The sequence below is a fragment of the Bradyrhizobium sp. HKCCYLS3013 genome, from assembly GCF_051167615.1.
Taxonomy (GTDB): Bacteria; Pseudomonadota; Alphaproteobacteria; order Rhizobiales; family Xanthobacteraceae; genus Bradyrhizobium.
Window position 1 is genome coordinate 21827 of the sequence record NZ_JBNPTK010000011.1, and the last position, 24843, is coordinate 46669.

23 protein-coding genes are annotated in these 24843 nt (G+C 67.0%); 9 read left to right on the forward strand and 14 right to left on the reverse strand.

Going from position 1 to position 24843, the window contains the following annotated elements:
• Window positions 1–206: 206 nt before the first annotated feature.
• The 4 genes from fliI to ACQR1F_RS19930 all read left to right on the forward strand — a co-directional run bounded on the left by fliI (window position 207) and on the right by ACQR1F_RS19930 (window position 3863).
• Window positions 207–1529: a flagellar protein export ATPase FliI gene (gene fliI / locus ACQR1F_RS19915; RefSeq protein WP_434913696.1), complete on the forward strand. Its 1323-nt coding sequence runs from the start codon at window positions 207–209 to the stop codon at window positions 1527–1529.
• 109 nt (window positions 1530–1638) lie between these two features.
• The gene (fliJ, locus tag ACQR1F_RS19920) at window positions 1639–2058 is read left to right on the forward strand and encodes a flagellar export protein FliJ (protein WP_315714036.1); all 420 of its coding nucleotides are present in this window, start codon (window positions 1639–1641) and stop codon (window positions 2056–2058) included.
• Window positions 2059–2211: 153 nt separating this feature from the next.
• Window positions 2212–2760, forward strand: a complete 549-nt coding sequence (locus ACQR1F_RS19925; protein ID WP_315714037.1) for a sigma-70 family RNA polymerase sigma factor — start codon at window positions 2212–2214, stop codon at window positions 2758–2760.
• Window positions 2761–2813: 53 nt separating this feature from the next.
• A complete protein-coding gene (locus tag ACQR1F_RS19930) occupies window positions 2814–3863 on the forward strand; it encodes an anti-sigma factor (protein ID WP_316177500.1) in 1050 nt (349 codons plus the stop codon).
• Between the two features lie 131 nt (window positions 3864–3994).
• Here ACQR1F_RS19930 and ACQR1F_RS19935 read toward each other — a convergent pair whose 3' ends face one another.
• Together ACQR1F_RS19935 and flhA are read right to left on the reverse strand one after the other, a co-directional pair.
• Window positions 3995–4195: a hypothetical protein gene (locus ACQR1F_RS19935; protein ID WP_315803233.1), complete on the reverse strand. Its 201-nt coding sequence runs from the start codon at window positions 4193–4195 to the stop codon at window positions 3995–3997.
• Window positions 4196–4554: 359 nt separating this feature from the next.
• On the reverse strand, window positions 4555–6687 hold the full coding sequence (gene flhA / locus ACQR1F_RS19940) for a flagellar biosynthesis protein FlhA (RefSeq protein WP_434874740.1): 2133 nt from the start codon (window positions 6685–6687) through the stop codon (window positions 4555–4557).
• Window positions 6688–7943: 1256 nt separating this feature from the next.
• On the opposite strand from flhA, the gene ACQR1F_RS19945 reads away from it, so the two are divergent.
• Window positions 7944–8459, forward strand: a complete 516-nt coding sequence (locus ACQR1F_RS19945) for a cytochrome family protein (protein WP_434913697.1) — start codon at window positions 7944–7946, stop codon at window positions 8457–8459.
• Between the two features lie 225 nt (window positions 8460–8684).
• Here the strand turns inward: ACQR1F_RS19945 and ACQR1F_RS19950 are convergent, their stop codons facing one another.
• Window positions 8685–9695 carry a zinc-dependent alcohol dehydrogenase family protein gene (locus ACQR1F_RS19950; RefSeq protein WP_316177505.1) on the reverse strand — a complete coding sequence of 337 codons (1011 nt, stop codon included), beginning with the start codon at window positions 9693–9695 and terminating at the stop codon, window positions 8685–8687.
• An 85-nt stretch (window positions 9696–9780) separates the two neighbouring features.
• On the opposite strand from ACQR1F_RS19950, the gene ACQR1F_RS19955 reads away from it, so the two are divergent.
• Together ACQR1F_RS19955 and maiA are read left to right on the forward strand one after the other, a co-directional pair.
• A complete protein-coding gene (locus ACQR1F_RS19955; protein ID WP_316177507.1) occupies window positions 9781–10128 on the forward strand; it encodes a MerR family transcriptional regulator in 348 nt (115 codons plus the stop codon).
• A 33-nt stretch (window positions 10129–10161) separates the two neighbouring features.
• Window positions 10162–10833, forward strand: coding sequence for a maleylacetoacetate isomerase (gene maiA, locus ACQR1F_RS19960; protein ID WP_316177508.1), 672 nt, complete (start codon window positions 10162–10164; stop codon window positions 10831–10833).
• Window positions 10834–10916: 83 nt separating this feature from the next.
• On the opposite strand, the gene ACQR1F_RS19965 is transcribed toward maiA, so the two are convergent.
• The 9 genes from ACQR1F_RS19965 to ACQR1F_RS20005 form a co-directional block, all read right to left on the reverse strand.
• A complete protein-coding gene (locus ACQR1F_RS19965) occupies window positions 10917–12086 on the reverse strand; it encodes a TAXI family TRAP transporter solute-binding subunit (RefSeq protein WP_434913698.1) in 1170 nt (389 codons plus the stop codon).
• Window positions 12087–12436: 350 nt separating this feature from the next.
• Window positions 12437–14668, reverse strand: a complete 2232-nt coding sequence (locus ACQR1F_RS19970; RefSeq protein ID WP_434913699.1) for a tetratricopeptide repeat protein — start codon at window positions 14666–14668, stop codon at window positions 12437–12439.
• A 356-nt stretch (window positions 14669–15024) separates the two neighbouring features.
• Window positions 15025–15318 (reverse strand): DUF1330 domain-containing protein, encoded by a 294-nt coding sequence (locus ACQR1F_RS19975; RefSeq protein WP_434913700.1) that lies wholly within the window; start codon window positions 15316–15318, stop codon window positions 15025–15027.
• A gap of 164 nt (window positions 15319–15482) precedes the next feature.
• Complete coding sequence (locus ACQR1F_RS19980; protein ID WP_434908240.1) at window positions 15483–15779, reverse strand: copper-binding protein; 297 nt, start codon at window positions 15777–15779, stop codon at window positions 15483–15485.
• Between the two features lie 133 nt (window positions 15780–15912).
• A complete protein-coding gene (locus ACQR1F_RS19985) occupies window positions 15913–16371 on the reverse strand; it encodes a cupredoxin domain-containing protein (RefSeq protein ID WP_434913701.1) in 459 nt (152 codons plus the stop codon).
• A gap of 43 nt (window positions 16372–16414) precedes the next feature.
• Complete coding sequence (locus ACQR1F_RS19990; protein WP_434913702.1) at window positions 16415–17749, reverse strand: multicopper oxidase family protein; 1335 nt, start codon at window positions 17747–17749, stop codon at window positions 16415–16417.
• 13 nt (window positions 17750–17762) lie between these two features.
• The gene (locus ACQR1F_RS19995) at window positions 17763–19175 is read right to left on the reverse strand and encodes a TolC family protein (RefSeq protein WP_434913703.1); all 1413 of its coding nucleotides are present in this window, start codon (window positions 19173–19175) and stop codon (window positions 17763–17765) included.
• 10 nt (window positions 19176–19185) lie between these two features.
• On the reverse strand, window positions 19186–19476 hold the full coding sequence (locus ACQR1F_RS20000; protein ID WP_316177528.1) for a hypothetical protein: 291 nt from the start codon (window positions 19474–19476) through the stop codon (window positions 19186–19188).
• Window positions 19477–19546: 70 nt separating this feature from the next.
• Entirely contained in the window at window positions 19547–20011 is a 465-nt protein-coding gene (locus tag ACQR1F_RS20005) for a hypothetical protein (RefSeq protein WP_434913704.1), read from the reverse strand.
• A 167-nt stretch (window positions 20012–20178) separates the two neighbouring features.
• Between ACQR1F_RS20005 and ACQR1F_RS20010 the strand changes: the two genes are divergently transcribed.
• Both ACQR1F_RS20010 and ACQR1F_RS20015 read left to right on the forward strand, forming a co-directional pair.
• Entirely contained in the window at window positions 20179–21417 is a 1239-nt protein-coding gene (locus tag ACQR1F_RS20010) for an MFS transporter (RefSeq protein WP_434913705.1), read from the forward strand.
• Window positions 21418–21726: 309 nt separating this feature from the next.
• A complete protein-coding gene (locus ACQR1F_RS20015; protein WP_315803255.1) occupies window positions 21727–23043 on the forward strand; it encodes a TAXI family TRAP transporter solute-binding subunit in 1317 nt (438 codons plus the stop codon).
• A gap of 19 nt (window positions 23044–23062) precedes the next feature.
• On the opposite strand, the gene proC is transcribed toward ACQR1F_RS20015, so the two are convergent.
• A complete protein-coding gene (gene proC, locus ACQR1F_RS20020) occupies window positions 23063–23890 on the reverse strand; it encodes a pyrroline-5-carboxylate reductase (protein WP_434913706.1) in 828 nt (275 codons plus the stop codon).
• Between the two features lie 163 nt (window positions 23891–24053).
• Window positions 24054–24554: a YbjN domain-containing protein gene (locus ACQR1F_RS20025; RefSeq protein WP_315714059.1), complete on the reverse strand. Its 501-nt coding sequence runs from the start codon at window positions 24552–24554 to the stop codon at window positions 24054–24056.
• Between the last annotated feature and the right edge of the window lie 289 nt (window positions 24555–24843).

The following is a 24843-nucleotide window of genomic DNA, read 5'->3' on the forward strand; positions in this document are numbered from 1 at the left end:
TCTCGGATCTCACCGCTTTTTGAGGGCGGCAAAGCGAAGCACGTCAGTCACTCCAGACCATGACGTAATGATTAATGATGCGAGTAAACACAGAGTTAAACCGACGACGCGAATCTGCCCCTACTTAAGGTTTTCGCAATGAAGGCTCTGGTGCAATGCCCTCGCTCTCGCAATGAAGGCGGTTTGGCAATGAAGGCTCTTCCGCAATGAAGGCTCTGGCCGAGCAGATCAGCGACATCGACGCCGTGAACACCTATGGGCGTGTCGTCGGCGTGAAGGGACTCATGGTGGAGATCGCCGGGCCGATTCATGCCATGTCGGTCGGCGCGCGCATCGTGATCGAGACCGGCAACAATTACATCCCTGCCGAAGTGATCGGGTTCTCCGGCAAGAATGCCGTGGTGATGCCGTTCGCCGGGCTGGAGGGCGTGCGCCGCGGCTGCCGCGCCGTGATCGCCAACGCCGCCAATCAAGTGCGGCCGTCGCCGGCTTGGCTCGGCCGCGTGATCAACGCGATGGGCGAACCGATCGACGGCAAGGGGCCGCTGCCGCAGGGCGCCTCGCCGGTTCCCTATCGGAACAATCCGCCACCGGCGCATTCGCGACGGCGTGTCGGTGCGCCGCTCGATCTCGGCGTTCGCGCACTCAACACCTTTCTCACCTGTTGCCGCGGCCAGCGGCTCGGCATCTTCGCCGGCTCCGGCGTCGGCAAATCGGTGCTGCTGTCGATGCTGGCGCGCAACGTCGATGCGGCAGTGTCGGTGATCGGGCTGATCGGCGAGCGCGGCCGCGAGGTGCAGGAGTTCCTGCAGGACGATCTCGGCGATGAGGGCCTCGCGCGCTCCGTCGTGGTGGTCGCGACCTCGGACGAGCCGGCGCTGATGCGAAGGCAGGCGGCGTATCTGACGCTCGCGATCTCCGAATATTTTCGCGACGAGGGCAAGGATGTCCTTTGCCTGATGGACTCGGTCACGCGCTTTGCGATGGCGCAGCGCGAGATCGGGCTGTCGGCCGGCGAACCGCCGACCGCGAAGGGCTACACGCCGACCGTGTTCACCGAGCTGCCGAAACTGCTCGAGCGGGCGGGGCCGGGCAGCGGCGAGGGTACCATCACCGGAATCTTCACGGTGCTGGTCGATGGCGACGATCACAACGAGCCGGTGGCGGATGCGGTCCGCGGCATTCTCGACGGCCACGTCGTGATGCAGCGTTCGATCGCCGAACGCGGCCGCTATCCGGCAATCAACGTCCTGAAATCGGTGTCGCGGACGATGCCGAAATCGGCCGACCCCGTATTCTTGCCGACGATCATGCGGGCGCGCCAGGTGATGGCGACCTTTGCCGACATGGAGGAGCTGATCCGGCTCGGCGCCTATCGCGCCGGTTCCAGCCCGGAGGTCGACGAGGCGATCCGGCTGCACGAGCCGCTGGAGGCGTTCCTGCGCCAGCGCAAGGACGAGGTCTCGACGCTGCAGAGCGGGTATCGGGAGCTGGAACAGATCCTGGGGCGCTTGGAAACGGAAAGCTAACTTTGTCGGGTAATCATCCCCTCCATGTAACGAGCCTAGTCGGCGAGCCCAGCACGGGCGGCCGGCCCTGTCCCGCGCCGTATACGGGACTTCTGGGGAGTATGAGTCGATGAAGTCGCGCGAAACGCTGATCCGTCTGAAGAAATTTCAGGTGGATGAGAAACGCCGCCGGGTGACGCAGATCGAGGGCATGATCGCTGACTTCCAGCGCATGTCGGCCGAGCTCGAGCGGGAGATCCAGACCGAGCAGGAGCGGGCCGGCATCAACGACCCGACCCATTTTGCCTATCCGACCTACGCCAAGGCCGCGATCCAGCGCCGGGAAAACCTGACGCGCTCCGCCGACGAGCTGCGCACCCAGCTCGAGGACGCCAAGGCCGCGTTGTCCGAGGCGTTCGAGGAGATGAAGAAGGTCGAGCTGCTCGACGAGCGTGACCAGGCCCGCGAGAAGGCCGAGGAGAGCGCCCGCGAGCAGGCGGACATGGACTCGATCGGCCTGATGCGCGCCCGGCTCGGCGTCATCGCCTGAGCCCGTCGCCGTCACGGCTTTAGCTTTCGAAAACCCGGGCCGCGAGGTCCGGGTTTTTCGTCGCGCCCGCCCCGGTGGAGAGTTGCCCAGGACTTGTGCTACGGGAGGACGTAGGCTCGAACGAGGGAGTGGGGCGATTTTCGGGGACGCTGAATGCTGACGCCGGCAGAGCTGGTCTGGTTGCTTGCCGCTGTTGCCAAAGGGGACGAGGCCGCCTTCGAGCGCCTCTACGCGGCGACGCGCGCGAAACTCTATGGCGTCGTGCTCCGTATCTTGCACCGACAGGACCTCGCCGAGGAGGTCGTCCAGGAGACCTATGTGAAGGTCTGGAACAACGCCGCGCAGTTCAACCCGGCCGTGTCGTCCCCGATCACCTGGATGGCCGCCATCGCCCGCAACCGCGCCATCGATCTGGTGCGCAAGCGCGGCGAGCTGTCGTTGGAGGATGAGCCCTCCGCGCTCGAGGTGGCTGCCGAGACGCCGGACCCGCTGGCGCGCCGCGAGATGTCGGAGGAGCTCAAGCGTCTTTTGGAATGCGTCGGCCAGCTCGAGCCCGACCGCCAGAAGCTCGTGCTGCTTGCCTACTACAACGGCTGGAGCCGCGAGCAATTGGCGACCAAGTTCGAGGCGCCGGTGAACACGGTGAAGACCTGGCTGCGGCGGAGCATGATGGACATCCGCCAATGTCTCGGTCTCGGATGAGGTGCTGTTCGAGCCGGCGAGAGATCTTGTAGGTGACGTGATCTGGACCTGTGATGGCGTATAGCGAAGACCATATCGCGCTGGCGGCGGAATATGCGCTCGGGACGCTCGACGCCGCCGAACGGGCGCAGGTCGAGACCATGATGGCGGTCGACACCGATTTTGTCGCGCTGGTCCAGGCGTGGGAATTCCGTCTCGGTCCGCTCAACCAGATGGTCGGGCTGGTCGAGCCGCGCCCCGAGCTGTGGGAGCGCATCAAGGCCGAGATCGCGCAGTTGCGCGCGAACGCCGCGGCCGAGCCTGCGGCGGTTGTCGAGGTTCCGGTCGTCGTCGCTCCGCCGGAGCCGGAAACTGCCGAGGCTCCAGCGCTCGTCGCCGAAGCTCCGCCGGCCGATGTACCCAAGCTCGAGGCGCCAACCGTCGAGGTTGCCGAGATCGAAGCCGCGAAGATCGGCGCTCCCGCGATTCAGGTCGCTCCGCAAGACATCGGTGTCGAAGCCCCGGCCATCGCAGCCCGGCGAAATGCGCCTGCGACGGACGAGGTTGCGAACGACAACGCGAACATCGTTCGCCTCTCGTCCAAGGTCCGGCAGTTGCGCGCGGTCGCCAACATCATGACCGCGATCGCCGCCGTGCTGCTTGCGCTGGTCGGTGTCCAGGTCTACCGCCCCGACCTGCTGCCGCGGCCATTGCAGCCGAAGCCGCGAATCCAGACCGTCGAGGTCAAGGTGCCGGCCGTGCAGCCCTCGGCCCAGTTCGTTGCGCTCCTGCAAAAGGACGCGGCGTCGCCGGCGTTCATCTTGACCGTCGATGCCGCCAGCAAGAGCTACACCGTGCGCCGGGTCGGTGCCGCGCCGGAGCCGGGCAAGAGCTTCGAGTTGTGGCTCGTGTCCGACAAGCTGCAGAAGCCGCGCTCGCTCGGCGTGATCGGCGGCAGCGACTTCACCAGCCGTCCCGTTCTCTCGTCCTACGACGCGGACACAGTGAGTCGCGCGACCTACGCGGTCACGGTCGAGCCGGAGGGCGGGTCGCCGACCGGGCAGGCGACCGGGCCGATCGTGTTTACCGGCAAGCTGATCGAGACCGTGCCGCCGGCGCGTTGAGGCAAGCGGCCAAAAAGAAAACGCCCGTGGGGAGCGGGCGTTTTCAGTAGTCGACTTGGGGTTGGGTCTACTACATATCCACGCGGCCAGTTGGGGGGCTGTGAGAACCGCGTGAATTCCGGGAATTCCTGTCAGCGAACCAGAGAGGTCTCCGAGCTCGTCACCGCAATCGGCTTGCCGGCCTTGATGACCTTTGCCGTCTGCGTGTAGTTCGGCTCCGCATTCAATCGGGCGGAGATGCCGAGGCCGGCCACCGCGATGCCAGCCACGAGCGCAACCACCACGATCTTAAGGTGGGTCGTCCGATCCGCGCTGTAAATCGAGTGGTTCATGGAAGCCTCCTGCCGTCTTCCGTCCTTCGCTGATTCGTGTGAGCCGGGAGCGTTCCGGTTCATCGTCTCGCGTCGACTAACGTAGGAAACCTCAATTCTGTTTCGTAGACCGCATCACAAGTACGTGATAATGCGTGATGCTTCGCGATCGAAATTCGACAAACGTCACTTTATATAGCTTTATCAATGATTTGATAGATTGTTCGGTGTGCGGATGAAACTTCAGCCACCTAACGCAAAATTAAGAAAACGTTTGCCTGTGGCGGTAAAGCAAGGGGTGATCTGCCGGTAAAAACGGCAGAAGCCGGCGCCTGACGCCGGCTCCCCGGATGAAACGCGTTGGGGAATCCTCGGTTCCGTCACACGCTGCCCACCGTCTTCAACCGCGCCCGCGGATGAATCTCCGCCTGCGACAGCACCGTGGTCTGGGCCCGGAAGCGCTCGACCAGCGAGCGGACGAAGGGGCGGATCGCCGCCGACGTCACCAGCACCGGCGATTCGCCCTCGCGTGCGGCGCGCTCGAAGGCGTCGCGCGTGGCGGTCATGAACTCCGACAGTTTCGACGGCTGCATCGCGAGGCTGCGCTCCTCGCCCTGGCCGATCAGCGATTCCGCGAACGCCTGCTCCCATTTCGCCGACAGCGCGATCAGCGGCAGGTAGCCCATCGGCGAGGTGTTCTGCGCGCAGATCTGGCGTGCCAAGCGGGCGCGGACATGCTCGACGATCGTGGCCGGGTTGCGCGAGAAGGCGAGCGCGTCGGCGATGCCTTCGAGGATGGTCGAGAGATCACGGATCGAGATCCGCTCCGACAGCAGCAGTTGCAGCACGCGCTGGATGCCGGAGATCGTGATCTGCGTCGGCACGATGTCCTTGACCAGCTCGCTCTGCTCCTTCGGCAGCTCCTTCAGGAGCTTCTGCACCTCGCCGTAGGAGAGCAGGTCGCTCATATTGGCCTTCAGCAGCTCGGTCAGATGCGTCGACAGCACGGTCGCCGCGTCCACCACCGTGTAGCCCTTGAGCGTCGCCTCCTCCTTCAGGCCGGCGTCGACCCAGGTGGCGGGCAGGCCGAAGGTGGGCTCCGTGGTGTGGATGCCGGGCACCGCGACCTGGTTGCCGCCGGGGTCCATGACCATGAACTGGCTCGGCCAGATCTTGCCGGAGCCGGCGTCGACCTCCTTGATCTTGATGATGTAGGTGTTGGCCTCGAGCTGGACGTTGTCGAGGATGCGCACCGACGGCATCACGAAACCCATCTCGATCGCCAGCGACCGGCGCAGCGCCTTGATCTGGTCGGTGAGTCGGTCGGTACCGTCGGGCGCGTTGACCAGCGGCAGCAGCGCGTAGCCGAGCTCGATCTTGAGGTCGTCGATCTTGAGCGCGGCGGAGATCGGCTCTTCGGCGGCCGCGGCTGCTGCGGCGGCGGCGGCAGGGGCCGCAGCTTCTGCGGCGGCTTCCTCCGCCTTGGCCACCTGCTTCTGCTTGCGCGCCTTGAACGCGAGCGCGGCGGCGCCGCCGCCGAGCGCCAGGAACGGAATGGTCGGGATGCCCGGCAGCGCCGCCAGCACCAGCATGACCGCGGCGGACATGCCGAGCGCCTGCGGATAGCCGGAGAACTGCTTGATCAGCGCCTTGTCGGCGGCGCCGCTGACGCCGGCCTTGGAGACCAGCAGGCCTGCGGCGGTCGAGACGATCAGCGCCGGCACCTGGGTGACGAGGCCGTCGCCGACCGTCAGCGTGGTGTAGGTGCGGGCGGCCTCGGCAAAACCGAGACCCTGCTGGGCGACGCCGATGATGATGCCGCCGATGATGTTGATGAAGACGACGAGCAGGCCGGCGACGGCGTCGCCGCGGACGAATTTCGAGGCACCGTCCATGGCGCCGAAGAAGCCGCTTTCGTCCTCCAGCTCCTTGCGCCTGACCTTGGCGACCTTCTCGTCGATCAGGCCGGCGGAGAGGTCGGCGTCGATCGCCATCTGCTTGCCGGGCATCGAGTCGAGGTGGAAGCGCGCCGCGACTTCGGCGATGCGGCCCGAACCCTTGGTGATGACGACGAAGTTCACCGTCACCAGGATCGCGAACACGATGATGCCGATGACGAAATTGCCGCCCATCACAAAGTTGCCGAACGCCTCGATGACGTGGCCGGCGGCATCGGTGCCCTCGTGGCCGCGCGACAGGATCAGCCGGGTCGAGGCCAGGTTGAGCGACAGCCGCAGCATCGTCGAGATCAGCAGGATGGTCGGGAAGGACGAGAATTCCAGCGGCGCCTGGATGAACAGGGCGGTCATCAGGATCAGGATCGACAGGGTGATCGAGATCGCCAGGAAAAGATCGAGCACCAGCGACGGCAGCGGCAGGATCAGCACCACCAGGATGGTGAGGATGCCGAGCGCCAGCGCGATGTCGCCGCGCAGGATCACCGTCTTGAGATCGTCGAATGAGAACCCGCCGGCCGGAGACCCCGCGCCTTGACCCGCCGTGACGTCGACCATGGCTTTCGCCCCTTCCCGCGGGCCGCGTGAGCTGGCCCCAAACGACTGCGCGGCGGCCGACGGGCCGCCGTTCCGAACCTGAGGTACCGCGCCGGCGTCCACGGAAGCTCTCCTCCGTCAACTGCACCCGCCCACGACACGCACGTTCCACCCGGCAATTTTTGCCCGGCGTATGGTTAGCGTTCGGTTAATGGCGGTTAACAAAAGGTTGCGGGAGGGGATGGGCTCTCCCGCCGCATCTTCGATGGGCCGCCGCGGTCGGGGGCCTCGCCCTTCGAGACGCCCGCCTTTCGGCGGGCTCCTCAGGGTGAGGGGAGGCGCTGTCAGGCTGCACGCCCGCCGACAAGCTCCGGTCCAAGCGCACGCTGAGCACGGTCGATGTCCAGCGCCGCTCTCGGAGCTCACCCCTCTCCATGAAGATGCTGTGAGCGTGTTCATGGTCAATGTGCAGCACCGCCTTTGGTGCCAGACCCTCATGGTGAGGAGCCGCGCAGCGGCGTCTCGAACCATGAGGCCCCCGCCGCGCCCGACACCAAGCTGCACGAATGAGCGTGTTCTCGCAGACATGAGCGATCGTCTCCCGCGGCGCATCGCGCCCGAGCTGTGCATCAGGTCCGCCCTCGAAACAAATGGAGGGCGCAGGGAAGGCCGGGCGCTGGCCGCGCCCGTGGCCCGCCTGCAGAAAAAAAAGCAGGCGGCAGTCACCACAGGTCTGGCCCGGAACACCCGGCCTTCCCTGCGCGACGGTTGGAACGGCTTATACGTGGTCTCCCTGGTGCGCCGGGCTTGTTGGCCACCATCCCTGGCGCAATGCGTTTGCATTGCGCCACGTTGATACCAGCGTCGGGGTATCAGGACCGCACGATTTCGCCGTGCGCAACGAACCGTTCGTCCGCGCGGCACGAGGCCACGCTGCGATTCGCTGCGCCCATCGCATCCCACCTCCCACGTCTCGTGACGGTCGCGACACGCCCCTCCGGCGGAAGCAGGACGGGGAGAGATATACATGATTTCGGAAAAAATGAAAGAGGAATATTTCGTCAAATCGAAATTCAGGTTTTCGGGTTCACCCGGTAGAGCTCCGCGCTCGCGCGTGGGACGGCTGCGCGCGTCGCGCAAAGCAATGTGGCCGTATCGTGCGGGTGGCACGGGGGGCGGCATCAAACTTTTCTGATCGCTGCGATCAGCGTTTGCGATTGGCGGTGAGGCACATCGCTCTTTAGAAGTCTTCTAAATTAAATTCAGGAGAACCGAAGATGCATCCAACGAAGCTCCGCCGTCGTCTGCGGCTTACAGTGACAGCCGCTGGCCTCGTCGGGCTTGCATCGCTCATCGGGGTCGCTGCGCCCAAGGCGGAGACGCCGACACCTCCCCCAGCGCCGGCCTACCTCCCGACCATCAGCGACCTGATGATCGCGACCATCCAGCCGCGCCACCTCAGGCTTTGGATCGCCGGCCATAGCGGCAATTGGGCGTTCAGTGCCTATGAGCTCGGCAATCTCAAGGGCGCGTTCAATCGCGTCGGCCGGGCGCAGCCGCTGGTCGAGGGCAATTCGTTCGCCGACATGACGACGGCCGTGACGCAGCAGCCGTTCAACGAACTGGCGCAGGCCATCAAGCAGAAGGACATCGGCCGTTTCGAGCGCTCCTATGCCGACCTTACGGCCGCCTGCAATTCGTGCCACCAGGCGCTCAATCGCGCCGCCGTGGTCATCAAGGTGCCGCAGACCGCCAGCGTTGCCGACCAGGATTTCACGCCCGGCTCGGAGTGATCGCGGGCGGACAGTGAGACAGGATCAGAGTCGTCCGGCGTTGCTGCCGGCCGGGGGCCAAGGGACGCGCGTGCGGATCAGCGAAGCGTGATCCCCCTCTCGGTTTGTCGCCTGGGTTGAGGCTGACCGGAAGAGATTTCCGGCCGGTCTTTGTCGGCAGGTGGCAACTCCGCGGCGATGCGCTTTCCGGCGTCGCAGATCGGCGCAGCGCTCACATCCTCTCGCTCATAGTTTCAAAACGATCTTGCCGAAGTGCGAGGCGGTTTGGAGATGGGCGAACGCTTCGGGAGCGTCATCAAAGTCGTAGATCCGATCGACGATCGGGTGGATCGCGTGTTCGGACAGGAAGCGATTCATCGCCGTGAAATGTTCGACCGAGCCGACGGTGACGCCGATGATGTCGGCGTTCTCCCACTGCAGGCGGGCGAGATCGGGCTTGGGGCCGAACCCCGTCAAGACACCGATCTGGACGATCTTGCCACCTGACGCGACCGACCGCAGCGAGCGGTCGTAGGTGCCGGGGCCGCCGAGTTCGAGGACATGACTGGCGCCTTCGCCATCCGTCGCTGTCGTCACCGCGACATCCCAATCGGGCGTGTCGCGGTAGTTGATGAGGATCGAGGCGCCGAGCGCCCTGGCGCGGGCGAGTTTTTCATCCGAGGACGAGATGACGATCGCGCGGGCGCCCAGCGCGGTGGCGAACTGAAGGCCGAACAGGGCGACGCCGCCGGTTCCCTGGACCAGCAGCGTGTCGCCCTTGCCCATCCCGCCTCGGGTGACGAGGCCGTGCCAGGCCGTCACGGCGGCACAGGGCAGGGTCGCGGCTTCGATCGACGTCAGGTGCGCCGGCACGGCGACCAGCGCCGTCGCCGGCAGCACCACGTACTCCGCCAGCATGCCATCCATCGTGCTGCCGCCCAGGGACGACGGAACGTAGCTCGCCTTGAACGGCCCGGAGATCCAATCGCGAAAGAACGATGCGGCCACGCGGTCGCCCGGGCGCCATCGATCGACATCGGAGCCGACGGCATCGACGACGCCTGCGCCGTCGGACAGCGGAACGCGGCCGTCGAAGCCGCCTTCACCCGCTCGGTCCAGGATCAGGAGGTCGCGGTAGTTGAGACTTGCCGCCTCGACCCGGATGCGGACCTCGCCGCTGGCGGGTTCGGGCTTGATGATTTCGGTGCGCACCAGGCGACCCGCGCCCGCATGGCCCTTCAAATGATAGGCTTTCATCGTTGCTCCCTTCACAAGTGGACTCCACTTGGATGAGCACGATCTGTAAGGTCTGACAGCACTGTCAGGGTCAAGAGGGTTTCAGATGAAGATCGGCGAACTCTCCCGGAGGACGGGAGTGAGCATCCGGATGCTGCGATACTACGAGGACGAGGGCTTGCTTGCGCCGCAACGGACCGCGTCCGGCTATCGCGACTACGGTCCGGCGGACGAAGAAGCCGTGCGCCGGATCAAACTGCTCGGCGCCGCCGGGTTGACCCTCGAGACGATCAAGCAGTTGCTCCCGTGCGTGCGCAACACCCGTCCGGACTTCCGGCCTTGCGACAATCTGCGACGCGTGCTGGCGCAGCAGGTCGGCCTCATCGATCAACGCATCGCGGCGCTCAGCCAGAGTCGGACGGTCCTCGCAGGCTTTCTATCGAGCGTGAACTGATCGCCATTCACCCGCCTGCCCAGGAGAGCCCGTATGAAGCTCTATTCGTTCTGGCGGTCGCTCGCGAGCTTTCGCGTCCGCATCGCGCTCAACCTGAAGGGCGTCGCCTACGAGCAGGTGGCGGTCGATATCGACCGGCAGCAGCATCGTGGCGGCGGCTATGCCGCGCTCAACCCGCAGATGGCGCTGCCGGCGCTGGTGCTCGATGACGGCACGGTGCTGACGCAGTCGCTGGCGATCCTCGATTATCTCCACGAGGCCTGTCCTGGCGCTGCGCTGCTGCCTGGCGACGCCAAGGGGCGCGCGCGGGTGCGGGCGCTGGCGGCGATGATCGCCTGCGACGCGCATCCGCTGACGACGCCGCGGGTGCAGCGCTATCTCACCGAGGTGCTGCACCTGGACGACGCGGCGCGCGCGGCCTGGCTCAGGCACTGGGCCGCGGAGATGCTGGCCGCAGTCGAGGCCCAGCTCGCCGGCCATGCCGCGACCGGCCGGTTCTGCCATGGCGATGCGCCGACGATGGCCGACATCTGCCTCGCCGGCCACGCCGTCTTCGCGCGTAATCAAGGCCTCGACCTCGGCGCGACGCCGACGGTGCAGCGCGTGTTCGAGGCGGCGATGGCGCTGCCGGCCTTCGCCTCCGCCCATCCGCTGGCGCAGCCGGACACGCCGGCAGCGCTGCGCGGCAAGCCGGCGGCGTCGTAGCCTCCTCTCTTTGTTGAGCATGATCCTTTCGGAAAACCGGTTTCCACTTTTCCGGATCATGCTCTACGCCACCACCAGCAGCGCTATCGCGCCGGCTGGCTGCCGTCCCGTTTCATCCAGTCGCGGAACTGCTCGAACAGGACCCTGGTCTCGTCCTCGCTCATCCGCCGGCCGCCGGTCGGCGCCCGCGTGCTCATCCACGCGTCGAACTGCTGCTTGACGGCGGCGCCGTCGGCCTGCGGCGGGCGCGTGCTGGCCAGAAGCTCCTCCGCGGCGCGGAAGCGGGTCCAGCCGGGCAGCGAGGAGGCGAGGTTGATCTCGTTCCATTTCGGGTGGAACGGCGGCTGCTTGAACTGGTCGAACCGCTTGAACAGATAATCGACGAAGCGCGCGACGCGGCGGTAGCGTTCGGTCTCCGGCGGCCAGTTGTAGACCGCCAGGACTTGCGGCACGCCGATCGTCTCGACGCTCTCGCCGGGCTTGAGCAGATTGGGATAGTCCTGCGAGGTCAGCTTGGTCGGCACGTAGTAGTCCTGCAGGCTGCGCGCGAACGGAATCGGCAGGAAGTGGAAGCCCGGCTCGGGCTTGAACTTGGTGAACAGATCGGTCGGCTTGCCGGTGACGTGGACGACGCCGGCGATCTCGCCGCTGCGCATCTTCTCCAGCGCCACCGAATTGTTGATGAACACCTTCTCCGCGTCGATCTTGAGCCGGTCGAACACGATGCCGCCGGTGAGGTTGGCGGCGCTGCCCACGGTGTTGAAGGAGACCTTCTTGCCGGCGAGATCCTCCAGCGTCCTGATCTCCGGGCGGACGTAGACATGCATTTCGTTGATGTAGAACGAGCAGATGTAGCGGATCCGGCTCTTGATGTTGGCGAGCGTGCCGTTGCGGACGAACTCGTCGAGCACGTCGGCCGAGGTGATGGTGACGTCGACGCCGCGCAGATAGAGCAGGTCCTCGATGTTCCCGAGTGCGCCGTAGGTCACCATCGGCAGCACGCGCAGGTTCGGGCGGTCGTCGAGCACCTTGGCCATCTCGGCGGCAAAACGGATGTTGGTGCCTTCGAGCAGGCCTCCGGCGACGCCGACCGTCCATTCGTTGGACTCCTGCAGCTTGCCGCCTTCGCCGGCCGCGACGGCCGTTGCCGCCGCCGGCCTTCCGGTCCGCGCCGTCTGTGCCGTGGCTGGCAGCAACGGGGCCGCCAGACTCAATCCCGCCGCAACGACGCAACTCAACACCGCGACCCGCATGCCCCAAATTCCTCCGTTGCCGGCCACACGGCGATCGTGAGGCACGGCCGATTTTGGCGTATTATCTCCTTGGTTGGCGAATGAGGTCTACTACTCGCTGGTTGGTCGCAGCCGGGTCTGCTGCGAGGCGCATCATCGCCACCAAAAAGCCATAGGCTTGATTGCGCCTCGGTCTGGACGGAGAAACGCCGCGGTATCAGTTCGCGAGTGGCGCCTGATTGCACGCGGCCAAAATGGCACAGTGGAAATCGATGCAGCTTGCGGTTGTGGGGGCGTTCGTCGCCGGACGTTCGTGCGGTCGGGGCTTCCCGGCCTGCTGCGAGATGCTGGCCTCGGCGATGCCGGCGCGATCAGGCGCCGGGCTTGCCTGCCTTGGCGCAATAGTCCCGCCAGAACTGCCGGTAGCCGGCCTCGACGCAGCGCGTGTAGTTGGCGACGTCGCCGGCCGGCGAGCGCGCGACAAGGCCGGGCAGCTCGGGCCGCAGCTTCGCCAGCAGCTCGGGCTGCGCCGCAAAGCTCTTGGCGATCCGGATGTAGCCGTCGTCATCGTCGGCAACCCAGTCGGCGAGGCCGGCTGCCGTCAGGATGCCGCCCGCGGCGCGAGAGGCCGCGCCGGCGCCGAGCTTGGCGACCACCGGCACGCCCATGTAGAGCGATTCGAACGTCGAGATGCCGCCGTTCTGCGGGAACGGGTCGAGCGAGATGTCGATGCGCTCGTAGGACTTGAGATGCTCGACGCGCTCGCTGGCGCCAAGGCAGAGGATGCGCGCCTCGGGCACGCCCTGGGCAACGAAGCGGGCGAGCAGCCCGTCGCGCACCGCCGGATCGTTGAGCGCGAGATGCTTGATGACGAGCTTCGCGTCCGGGATCTCGGCGAGCAGCCGTGCCCACAGCGCGATCGCCGAGTCGGAGATCTTGTCGATGCGGTTGTAGACGCCGAAGGTGACGTGGCCGTTCGTCAGCATCGGCAGCGGCGACAGCGGAACGTCGCGCACCGGATCGATCGTGATCACCGAGGGCAGGTCGTGGACGTGCTCGGCGAACAGCGGCCGGACGCTCTCGGGCACCGTGACCGGATCGGCGAAGAAGTAGTCCATCGTGGCAAGGCCGGTGCCGGTGCCGCTGCCCCAGGCCGTGACCTGGATCGGCGCCGGCTTGCGCGCGAACACCGGCATGCGCGTGCCCGTGGTGTAGCCGGAGAGATCGACCAGGATGTCGACGCCGTCGGCCTGGATGCGGTCGGCCAGCTCGTCGTCGGAGAGGCTGGAGGCCTCGACCCAGACGTCGGCAATCGACTGGAATGTCGCGGTGTAGGAATCGTGCCGCGGCGAGGTCGAGTAGCAGTTGACCTGGACCTGCGTCTTGTCGTGGCCGCGCAGCACGGGCAGGAAGGCGAAGGCCGCCGAATGCATGCGGAAATCGGCCGAGACGTAGCCGACGACAATGCGCCTGTCGGGATCGAGCGAGCGCGGCGCAAGCTTGCGGCGGGGGAATTTCGAGCCGACCGCCATCCACCAATATTGCCGCGCCGCCTGCTGGACGGCGAAATCGGCGCCGGGCAGGAAGTCGAGATAGAAGATCTTCTTGGTGATCGCCTCGTCATAGTCGGGCTGCACCGCGAGCGCCTGGTCGAATTGCGCGATGGCGCCGGTGACGTCGCCGAGCCGGCCGCGGCAGGCGCCGAGCAGGGTGAGCGCGACCTGCGCCTTCGGATTGGTGTCGAGCACGCGCTTGCAGGCGGCCATCGCCTGCGCGACGTTGCCGTTGAGGATGCAGATCTGCGCCTTGCCCTGCCATCCGATCTGCAGATGAGGATCGAGCGTCACGGCGGCATCGAAATCGGCCTCGGCTTCCGCCGTGCGGCCGGAGATCATGTAGAGCCGGCCGCGATGCGCCCGCAGCTCGGCATGGGCCGGGCGTGCGGCCAGCGCCGCATTCAAGGTCGCTTCCGCCAGCTCGTAATGGTGCAACTCGAGATGCGCGAGACCCTTGTTGACCGTGGCCTCGAAATGGTTCGGATTGAACGCCAGCGCGCGCTCGGCGCTGGCGGCGGCGGCGTCCCAGCGCCGCAGCATCAGCTCGGCGACGCTGCGATTGCACCAGGCGTCGACGTCGTCGGGCTTGAGCTCGAGGGCGCGTGTCGCGGCGGCGAGCGAGGCCTCGCCCTGTCCGAGCCGCAGCAGCGCGATGGCGTGGTTGCGCAGGGTGATCGGCGCGTTCGGCCGCAGCGCCAGTGATCGCTCCAGCGCGGCGCGCGCCTCCGCGTAGCGCTCGCAATTGATCAGCGCCCAGCCTAGATTGGACTGCGCGTCGGCGGAATTCGGCTCCATCGCCACGGCCTGGGTCAGGAAGGCGGTGGCCTCGGCGAAGCGCGCCGACGACACCAGCGACACGCCGAGCAGATGCATCGCATCGAAGCAGCCGGGGACTTCCTGCAGCAGCTGCGCGCACAGCACCTGCGTCTCCGCCTGGCGCCCGGCCTGGAACGCCTTGTACGCCGCCGCCAACTGCGTCTCGACGAGCTTCTTCTGCTTCTTTTCCTGCCGTGCCTTCTGGAAGGCGCGCGAACCGACGGTGCTCAAGGACTTGGGTCTCCGGACAGACAGGACGGCAGGGCGTCGGATGCAGCGACGCGCTGCGGCCGGCAACCGGGCCGCCGCCATGCCCGGCGGCAGCAAAGCCCAGGATGTCCTGTGGTCGTCCGGTCGCCGGCCACGCGCAGGCGCGACGCGGCAAAGCTTGCCCGCGCCATGGTTAGCAAATGGTTAACGGGGTGGCGGGGAGGAGCCTTTGCGCCCGCGAATGCCCGGAGAACGACGGTGGCAGGTCGCGCAGGGCGGATCAGCGCCGCGTCATCCGCCCGCTGCCGATGTCACGCCGACGAGAAGGCGCCGCCCTAGCCGGGCACTGCCGTCCGGCACAACATTGCAATGCGCGTTCACTCGGTGCACCCATCGACCAGCACCAGCCGGCTGGTCGTGGTGCGGTGCCGGATCGCGAACAGGTCCTGGATCTCCGGATCAACGAGAAAGTCGGTGGCGTTCTGGCGCGACGGGAATTCCAGGATCACGATGCGCTCTGGCATCCAGCCGCCTTCGACCGGCGTTGGCACCGCGCCCTGGACGATGTAGCGGCCGCCATGCCTAGCGATGAAGGCGGGGATTTTCTCCATGTAGGTCTTGAACGCCGGGAAGTCGTGAACGGCGAGATCGAGGACGAGATAGGCTTTCATGACATGCTCCACGCAGGGAGCTGCGATCATACGATCCAAACTTGGAGTGCAAACCCATCCGCCCGCCGGTGCGTGACCGGATCCCTCCGCAGGCCATTCCGGGCTCGCGCTGGCGCGCGCTCCGGAATGGCGGTGGAGAGAGGGATGGCTCGAATCGCTGCCGCCTACTTGCCCTTCTCGATCTTGGTCACCGTGTAGCCGGAGGCGTCCTCGACCGCCTCGAACTTCACCTTGTCGCCGGCCTTGAGGCCTTTCAGCAGCGCGGCGTCCTTGACGCGGTAGACCATGGTCATGGCCTCGTCCATGCCGAGGCTCTTGGCCGGGCCGTGGTGGAGCGTGATCTTGGCGTTGGCCTCGTCCACCTTCTTGACGTCGCCGCTGATCGCCTCGGCGGCCAAGGCGGGGGCAACAAGCGCAAGGGCCAGCGCGGCAGCGGTCGTGAGCTGAGCGAATGTCTTCATGTGTCGTTCCTTCTGCTTCAATTGACTCGATGCGTAGGGCGGATCAGCGAAGCGTGATCCGCCGCGTTTCTGAGGGGGTGCCGAATGGCGGATTACGCTTCGCTAATCCGCCCTACGAACTACGAACCTGCCGTCACTTGACGGTGACGTGGCCGGTCATGCCGAACTCGCGGTGGTCGGGGATCAGGCATGAATATTCGAACGTGCCGGGCTTGGTGAACCGCCACAGCAACTCCGCGGTCTTGTTCGGCGCCAGCCGGGCGCCGTTCGGCTCGTCGTGCTCCATGTGCGGGTGCTTCCTCATCACGGCGGCGTGCTTCAGATTCTCCTTCTTCGTGGCGAGCAGGAATTCGTGGTCCTCCTTGCCGGTGTTGCGCAGCACGAAACGGATCTGCTCGCCGCGCTTGACCTCGATGCGCGCCGGCGTGAACTCCATCTCGCTCAGCAGCACCTCGATGGTGCGCGACGGCTGCTTGGGATCGCCCGGCTCGCCGGCGGAATAGCCGCGCGATCCGTGCGCCTCGTGGGCACGGGCCGGTGCGACGATCAACGCGGCCGCCGCCACTGCGCTGATCGCGAATGCAGTCTTCATGGAGATCTCCTGATGGTGTGGGTTGATGCAGTGCCTGGTGAATTCAGCGTTGTGTTCGGATCTGCGTTGCAGCGCTCCCGGTTCGCTGCGGCGGCTCCGGCGCGTTCGCGACCTCGTAGGCCACGGTGCCCTTGGGGAACTGATAAGGGCCGGGATCGCGATAGTCGTCGCGGGCGAGGCCCTCGCGCACCTTCACGGTCGTGAACATGCCGCCCATCTCGATCGGCCCGAACTGGCCGCTGCCGGTCATCATCGGCAGCGTGTTGTCGGGCGAGGGCATCTCCATGTTGCCCATCGCCATGCCGGTGTTGCCCATTACCATGCCGTCGGGCGCGAGCTTGCCGACAGCGGCGGCCAGCTCCTTGCGCGGCACGCCGATCAGGTTGCGCATGTCGTGGCCCATCGCATTCATCGTGTGATGCGACTTGTGGCAGTGGAACGCCCAGTCGCCGGGATTGTCGGCGATGAAGTCGAACACGCGCACCGCGCCGACCGGCACGTCGGTCGTCGTCTCCGGCAGTTGCGCCGTTTCCGGAAGCCAGCCGCCGTCGGTGCCGATCACCTTGAACTTGTGGCCGTGCAGATGGATCGGATGGTTGGTCATGGTGAGATTGCCGATGCGGACGCGGACGCGATCGCCGAGCCGCACCGGCAAGGGGTCGATGCCGGGAAACACCCGCGCATTCCAGGTCCACATGTTGAAGTCGGTCATCTCGTTGACCTTCGGCAGATAGCTGCCGGGCTCGATGCGGTAGGTCGACATCACGAACACGAAGTCGCGGTCGACCGGAGGCGGGACATGGTCGCGCGGATGCACGACGATCATGCCCATCATGCCCATCGCCATCTGCACCATCTCGTCGGCGTGCGGGTGGTACATGAAGGTGCCGGCATGCTTCATCTCGAACTCGTAGACGAAGGTCTTGCCGGGCTTGATGTGCGGCTGCGTCAGGCCGCCGACGCCATCCATGCCGCAGGGCAGGATCACGCCGTGCCAGTGCACGGTGGTGTATTCCGGCAACTTGTTGGTGACGAAGATGCGGAGCTTGTCGCCCTCGACCGCCTCGATCGTCGGGCCCGGCGACTGGCCGTTGTAGCCCCACAGATGCGTGGTCATGCCGGGCGCGAACTCGCGCGTGACCGGCTCGGCGACGAGATGAAATTCCTTCCAGTCGCCGTTCATGCGGAACGGCAGCGACCAGCCGTTGAGCGTGACCACCGGCTGATAGTCCGGCCCCGCCGCGGGATGCAGCGGCGGCTGCATCACCGCCTTGTCCATGGTCGGCGCCTCGGGAATGGCGGCGGCCTGGACGCGGCCGGAGACGGCGGAGGCGCCGGCCAGCGCCGCGGAGCCGAGCAGGGTTCGGCGTGACAACATGTTGGCTCTCCTGTCAGTCATTGCCCGGCGCCAGCGCGCTCGCGGTCTGCTGTGTCGTGTCCTCGCCGCCGGTGCCGCCGCCATTGACGGCGGCGGACAGCTCGGCTTCCGCAAGGAAGAAGTCCCTGACGGCGTCGATCGCGGCCCGGCGCGACGCCAGCCGCTGCCGCGCCTCGAGCAGCAGGGCGAAGATGTCGACCTGCATGCTGGAATAGCGCAGCTGCATCTCCTCGCTGATGATCCGGCGCAGCGGCAGCACCTCGCGGGCGTAGTGGCCGGCGATGTCGAAGGCCGCGCGGTAGCTGCGATAGGCGTCGCGCGCCTCGGAACGGACGGTGACGGCGCGCTCGGTGAGACGGTTGAAGGCGATGTTGTAGCTCTCCGCCGCCTGCCGCACCCGCACCTCGCCGCCGTCGAAGATCGGGATCTGGAACTGCACGTCGTAGCCGCGCTCGCGGATGACGCGGCCGTCCGGCTCGACGGTCTTGCGGTCGAGGCCGGCGAGGTCGAGCAGCGTGACGAAGCGCGTGGCGTCGGTGAGCTGCAGCGAGGCTGCGAGCGCCGTGAGCTCGAGGCGGGCGATCTGCAGATCGATGCGATGGCCGACGGCATCGGCCTCGACGAAGGGCTGACTCAGCGGGCGGCGCGGCAGCGCGGGCAGCCGGTCGGGCAGGCGGAAAGCGAGATCGTCGCCCCACAGGCCCATCAGCCGAATCAGCCGCTCGCGCGCGCTTCCCGCCGCGCGGCGCGCGGTGGCGAGCTCGGCCGTGGTCTCGGCATAGAACACCTGCTCGCGCGCCTGATCGAGCCGGTTGAGCGCACCGGTCTCGCCGAGCTTCGCGGCGAGCTTCGCGGTCGCCTCCGCGGCCGATTGCGCCTCGACCAGCAGCGCCACCAGCTCGTTGGCGGCGACGGCGCGCACATGCGCGCGGCGCACCTCTGCGGCGAGCCGCAGTGTCGCCAGCGCCGCCTTCAACTGGGCTTGGCGAAAGCGCTCGCGCGCGATCTCCGAGCGCAGCGGCAGGGTGGCGAGCGCCAGGATGTCGCCGGCGACCTGGCGCTCGGCCTCCAGCGCGCCGTCGCCGCTGATGCGCATCAGGGAGAAGGTCGGGTTCGGCGGCAGGCTGGCCTCGACCATGTCAGCCTCGCTGAGCGCGAGCGCGTTGTAGGCGGCCTGCAGGCCCTTGTTGTTGAACAGAGCGACCTGCACGGCGGCATCGGCCGACAAGGGCCGGGCGAGCAGGCGGCGCGTCGCAGCGCGGACGCGCTCGGCGTCGTCATCGCCTCTCACGGAGGCGACCTCCTTGCCGGTGGTATGGCCGGTGATGTCCGCGACCGCGCCCATGCCGCCGTCCGGCGAGAACGAGGCACAGCCTGCGAGCGCAAGTGCTGCAGCGAGCGCCGCGAGCCTGATGATACCCTGCATGTGGCGCTCCCTAGCGGCTCGGCTCGGGGCGCGATGCGCCGGGGTCGGTGCGCTGGCCCCAGGCGGCCGGCGCGGCCGGTCGCAGCGGCGTGTAGGGTCCGACGACGCCCGACACGCGCACCGGCGCGACGCTCGCCGCCGGATCGGCCGGATCAGCCCCGGCCAATGCGATCGTGCGCGGCTGGCAGGCGGCGAGGCTCGTCGCGACAAGCAGTGTCAATGCGCTGGCGACGATGGAGAATGGCAGGATGCGCCGCGCCGGACATGCGGCAGCGGGCGTCGCCATGGATTGCGACAACATGAGGTATCCTTGGTCTGTCGATGAATCGCGAGCGGCCGCGCCACCTGGGCGCGAAGCCGGCGTTTTTCGCTCAGACCAGGACGATGGGGGGGCGATACAGGCGCTGCGGCGTGCGACCGGGCAGGCCTTCGTCGCGCGGCGTCACGCTGGTGGCGGCGAGCGAGGCGGGGAGGGCGACCGCCGGCAGCGCGGCAGCCAGACCCACCGCGCACATCATGGCGCAGCAGGGGCCCGGCATCTTGCCATGATCGTGGTGCGACGGCGCGGGAGCTGGAGCATGCATCGCGACGTCGGCGACAGGGTGATCATGATGATGGGCGTGCGCCGCCATGGTCTGCGGCATCGCCGTCATGACCATCTCGTGGCGAGTCGCGTCATGAGGGGAGACCACAGCGGCAACGGGGGGCTCGTCGAGACAGGGCGCCGCGTTGCCGAGCGCGAGCGCCACACCCGGGCTGACCACGCAGATGATGTAGGCCAGGACGAGCAACCGTCCTGCCGCCAGCAGCATCTTCCGGGTCAGTCCCAATGACATCCGCGCAAATCTCTCCAATCGAGCGCAACCTAATGACAAAGTGTCGCGCCGCCAAGAGGGCCGAACCCTGACCGCACAGGTCCCTCCTGTTGCGCTGCTTCTGCATGCCCAATGCCGCAGCAATGTGGCTTGACCTGATGCGGTGCGGCAACGAAGTTGCAGGAATCGTGCACGGACCCCAGACAAGATTCGAGGAAGCGCCTCACTTCATTCCTGACTCGCGCCAGGCCTGGGCGCGGCTGGCGCTTGCGCTCGTCATCGGCTCCATCGGCGGCGCCGGGATGTGGACGGTGGTGGTCGTGCTGCCGGTCGTGCAGGCCGAGTTCGCCGCCAGCCGGGGCGCGGTCTCGCTGGCCTACACGCTGACGATGTTCGGCTTCGGCCTCGGCGGCGTCATCGTCGGCCGCATCACCGACCGCTTCGGCATCGTCACCGCGATGGCGCTCAGCATCGCCACGACCGCCGCGGCCTATCTGCTCGCCGGCGCGTCGGTGACGCTGTGGCAGTTTCAGGCGGTGTATTTCCTGATCGGTCTCGGCTCATCCGTCACCTTCGCGCCGCTGATGGCGGAGGCGTCGCACTGGTTCGTGCGTTATCGCGGCCTCGCCGTCACCATCGTCGCCTCCGGCAATTACGTCGCCGGCACGGTGTGGCCGCCGCTGGTGAACTGGGGCGTCCAGCAGATCGGCTGGCGCGCCAGCCATGTCGCGCTCGGCGTGTTCTGCGCGGTGACGATGAGCGCGCTGCTGCTGGTGCTGCGCGCCCGCATGGACGGTGCCGGCGCGCAGAACCATGCCGGCGCGGCGCCGCCGCTACTGGAGCTGCCGATCTCCACCAATGCGCTGACTGTGCTGCTCAGCATCGCCGCGATCGCCTGCTGCGTGGCGATGGCGATGCCGCAGGTGCACATCGTCGCCTATTGCGGCGATCTCGGCTACGGCGTCGCCGTCGGCGCGCAGATGCTGTCCTTGATGATGGCGCTCGGCATCGTCAGCCGGATCGGCTCCGGCTTTCTCGCCGATCGCATCGGCGGCATGCGCACGCTCCTGATCGGCTCGGTGGCGCAGGGTTTTGCGCTTCTGTTCTATCTGTTCTTCGACGGCCTGACGTCGCTCTATCTGATCTCGGGCATGTTCGGCCTGTTCCAGGGCGGCATCGTGCCGAGCTATGCGATCATCGTGCGCGAGGCGATGCCGGCGCGCGAGGCCGCCACGCGGGTCGGCATCATCATCTTCGCCTCGGTGTTCGGCATGTCGTTCGGCGGCTGGGTCTCGGGCGTCATCTTCGACGCCACGGGGTCCTATTCAGCGGCCTTCGCCAACGGCATCGCGTGGAATGGCCTGAACCTGGCGATCGTCGTGACGCTGCTGATCCTGGCGCGGCGGCAACACCGGTTGGCGGCCTGAACGCAACGCGTTGCACGGGAGCCACAGCCGGAGTCCGATATCCGGTTTATATGCACGTCGTCATACAAAATCCCGGCGGCTGCCGCAAATCCATCGAATCACCTCCCGCAACTATCGACCTCGATCGGAGCCGATCGTGGCCATTTGGCCTCGGGCGCGCTCCGCATCGCGAGGTTGGTTGTCGCGAGGTCTCAGCCGAGGCCGCGGTCGCCCGTCGCATGCCTGACGCAGGCAGGCCTCGAGGTGAATGCTCCGGACCGGTCGAGAACGCTGCGGCGGCATCGCGATGGTGCAGGAGGCCGTTGCGCTATGTCCATCGTTTCGAAGGCAGCTTCGCAAGTCGCGCTCGCCGCGCTCGCAGCCGGACTCATGATGAGCCAGGTGTCCGCGCAGGCGTGGCCGCAGCTCCAACAACAACCGCCGCAGCCGCCGCGCCCGGCAGCGACCCGCTCCATCATCGTGCCGGTGGCGCCGGCCGCCCGGCCGAACGGCGCGCCCGTGATTCCGGCGCCGCCACGTCCCGCCGGCCTGCCGGCGTCGCTGTCGCCCGCGCCCGGCAGCGGGCCGGACGTGTGGCGGCTGCCCAACCCGACCGACGTCAACGACGGCACCGTCACCATCATCACGGCGCCGGCCGGCGGCGCCACCTCCGTGTTCGGCTCGGACATGGCGCGCGTCCTCGACGACCAGACCAACGTCCGCGTTCTGCCGGTGCTCGGCAAAGGACCGGTGCGCAACGTCTCCGATATTCTATTCCTGAAGAGCATCGACATGGGCGCGGTCGCCGCCGACGTGCCCGAATTCTACCGCCTGCAATACGGCATCCCCGACATCACCTCGCAGCTCCGCTACATCGCGCGGCTCTATCACAACGAGATCCATGTCATCGCGCGGTCCTCGATCCGCTCGATCTTCGATCTGAACGGCAAGCGCATCATCGCGCCGACCGATGTCGGCTTCTATTCCGCGCGCGTGATCTTCCACCGTCTCGGCCTCACGGCGTCGTTCGACTACGCGACCGACGACGCCAAATCGATCCAGAAGCTGATCGATGGCGACGCCGACGCCTACATCGTCTCCACCGGCAAGGTGTTCCAGCTCGCCCGCAACATCAGGAACGACAACCGCGCGCTGCACCTTGTGACGATCCCCTACGACCGCCGGCTGCAGGACCTCTATCTGCCGACGACATTGTCCTCCGAGGAATATCCGAACCTGCTCAACCCCGGCGAGACGATCGAGACGGTGGCGATCGGCATGCTGCTCGTCAGCTACAATTGGCCGGAGCATACCGAGCGCTACCGCAAGGTGGCGCGCTTCGTCGACGCGTTCTTCGCCAACTACGACGAGTTCATGAAGCCGCCGCGGCATCCGAAATGGCGGGAGTCGAGCATCGTCGCCGCCATCCCGAACTGGAAGCGGTTCAAGGCCGCGGAAGACTGGCTGCTGGCGCACAACATGGTGCCGCGGCCGCAGGTCGCCGACGTGCAGCAGACCCAGTTCGAAAGCTTCGTGCGCCAGAGCGGCGGACAGCTGTCGAACGATCCAACCGAGCGCAGTGCCCTGTTCCGCCAGTTCCTGCAATGGCGCCAGCAGCATGGCGGGCCGCCGACGCCATCGCGCTGAGCTGTCAGCTCGCCGTTGTCTATTTCGCGAGCTCTTTCGAGCGCGCCGTGGCCGCGGCGACCGCCTTGGTCAGCAGCGGCTGGAATCCGTCGGCTGCCATCAGCACCGACAGCGCCGCGGCGGTGGTGCCGCCGGGCGAGGTGACGTTCTGGCGCAGCGTGGCGGACGGCAGGTCCGATTGGCGCAGCAGCTCGCCGGCGCCCGACACGGTGTGGCGCGCGAGCGTCGTCGCCAGGGGCTCGGGCAGGCCGGCGGCGACGCCGGCGCGGGCGAGCTCCTCGGCGAGCAGGAACACATAGGCGGGACCCGAGCCGGACACGGCGGTCACCGCGTCCATCAGCGCCTCCTGGTCGACCCATTCCACCGCGCCGGTGGCGCGCAACAGCGCGTCCGTCAGCATGCGCTGCGCGGTGCTGACGTTGCCGGCCGGCACCGCCACGGTGATGCCGCGGCCGATCGCGGCCGGCGTGTTCGGCATTGCGCGCACGACCGCGCCGCCGATCGTCTGTTGCAGGCCGGCGATCGTGATGCCCGCCATGATCGACAGCACCAGCGTCGCGTCGCCGACCCACGGCTTCAAGGCGGGGCCGGCGTCGGGGAACATCTGCGGTTTGACGGCGACGATGACGACCTCGGCCGGCGCGGCCGTCGTCGGATTGAGGCGGACGCCCCGGGCCTTCAGCGCCGTGATCTCGGCCGACGGCATCGGCTCGATCACGACCACGCGCGCGGGATCAAGGCCGCCGGCCAGCCACCCGGTCAGCATCGCGCCGCCCATCTTGCCGGCGCCGGCCAGCACGATGGTGCCGGTGAGCTGATGAAGCAGGTTGTTGTCCGCTGATGTCACGACGAACTCCACTGTCGTCCCGGCGAACGCCGGGACCCATAACCACCGGCGGTTCTAGTGGGGCGAGGGCAGAGCGACAAGCGTCTCGGCTCACACATGCATCACGCGGTATGGGTCCCGGCGTTCGCCGGGACGACACCGAGTGTGTCGAGGCCACGGCGGCTTACGCCTCGCCTTCCGTATCGAACAGCGCCGCGGCCATGGCTTCCTGGGTCGACTTGCCGGCCCAGACCACGAACTGGAAGGCCGGGAAATAGCGCTCGCAGGCGTGGATGGCGCCGGCCAGCATGCTCTCGCATTGCAGTCCCGACGCGGTGATGCCGCCCGGCAGCACCAGGGCCTGACGGTGCATCACCATGCCGGTGTGGGTCCAGATGTCGAAATGGCCGAGCCAGAGCTGCTCGTTGATCGCTGCGATCAGCCGCTGCACCTCGGCGCGGCGGGCCTCGGGAATCTTCATGTCGAAGGCACAGGCCAGATGCAGCGCCTCGATCTCCGCCATCCACGTGAAGGAGAGCTGGTAGTCGGTCCACTGGCCCTTGGAGGCGATCGTGATCTCGTCCTCGCCGGAGCGCTCGAACATCCAGTTGTTGTCGGCCGCAATGGTCTCGACCACGCTCAGCGGATGATCGGCGGAATCGATAGTGCTTTCGAGCAGGGACATGCCGTCTCGACCTCGTCTTCTTGATCTCGTTGGTACATACGCGGCGACCCGGCCCACGCCCTCGCGGCGCTTCGAGACCCGGCTTGCAGTCCCGGAGGTAACCCGGGCGTGCGAGGACAAACTGATGTGATTTGCGGAATCTGCGCAACGGGGGGGCGAGTCCGTCCACAGCCAAACACCGCTTCGTCCACAACTCCTGTCCGGCCTGTGGAATCATCGCCGAATGAGAACAAAACGGAATCGGATTCGCCGCAGCCGCTCCGTCCGGGCCGATCCGGCCGTGGGAACG